Origin of the sequence: Colwellia marinimaniae, from assembly GCF_002207865.1 — a bacterium.
In the GTDB taxonomy this organism is placed as follows: domain Bacteria; phylum Pseudomonadota; class Gammaproteobacteria; order Enterobacterales; family Alteromonadaceae; genus Colwellia; species Colwellia marinimaniae.
Genome location: NZ_BDQM01000504.1, coordinates 1 through 238 on the forward strand (window position 1 = coordinate 1; position 238 = coordinate 238).

Here is a 238-nt window from a genome sequence, read left to right on the forward strand (position 1 = left end):
GAGCAGATACTGCTGTCGTTGACCGATCTGCGGCACAACCTGCGTCAGGCCCAGTTCCCCTTGGATTTGCCGGAGGCTATTACTCAGGCCGGGCTGGCACGACGCATCGCTAACCAGCTTAACGACTATATTTTGCCGCGCTTAGAGACTATTGATGCGCCGCTTCTGGCGGTGGTAGGAGGGTCGACCGGGGCTGGTAAATCAACCCTGGTGAACTCTTTAGTGGGCCATATGGTGA

At 56.7% G+C, this 238-nt stretch carries 1 protein-coding gene; it reads left to right on the forward strand.

Annotation, left to right across the window (positions count from 1 at the left end; genetic code table 11):
* On the forward strand, nucleotides 1-238 hold a 238-nt coding region (locus tag MTCD1_RS23860), incomplete at both ends, for a hypothetical protein (protein ID WP_498067580.1).